This is a genomic window from Virgibacillus carmonensis, from assembly GCF_057836705.1.
This window is the reverse complement of record NZ_JBYQFJ010000278.1, coordinates 1-594: the sequence shown is the minus strand read 5'-3', so window position 1 is coordinate 594 and position 594 is coordinate 1. Positions and strand designations below refer to the sequence as shown.

Sequence of the window (594 nt, the reverse complement as noted above, 5' to 3'; positions counted from 1 at the left end):
TATCAATTAGTTCTTTAATTTTGTTAAGCTCTTTTTCCGGATAAGGTTCGCGCCATTGCTTACGGTGATAAGGATCATCTTTCGGTGCGTAAATATAAGCATTCATTTTATTGTCACCATAAAACTCAAGCTGACTTAGCCGATCCTCATGGGACCATGGTGGACCGTAAAATCCTTCGATTGATCCACGTAATGGCATCTCTGGCCAATCCCGAATTTCAACGGATGGAATCCAGTCACGCCCTTGTCTTTCCTGAATCATCTGCCCGAACGTTTTGGCAGCATAGAAAGTACCATCCTTATCTTTACCAGCAAGAACGATTTTTTTATTCCGGCTTGAGGCCAGAACATACCCCTCCGCTTTCAGTTCCCCAGGTCCATCTATACCTAGTTGTTGTAATACATCCAGAGAGTCTTGATTTTCCGAAGAACCTCCAATCCAAATGGTAACAGGTGTATGCGGTGCTGATTCCCCAGCATTTTTCCGGACAATCCGTTTTACGTCCGCATCTTCAAGTATCTGTGTAACTTCACGGATAGCTGCTTCATCCGTATTCTCGCCAACAACAATCCCAACAACAGGAGTCAATGGAA

General features: G+C 43.9%; 1 protein-coding gene. It reads right to left on the bottom strand.

Features of this window, described 5'->3' with window-relative positions; genetic code table 11:
- On the bottom strand, nt 1-594 hold a 594-nt coding region (locus tag AC3G7N_RS21860), incomplete at both ends, for a beta-N-acetylglucosaminidase domain-containing protein (RefSeq protein WP_489424226.1).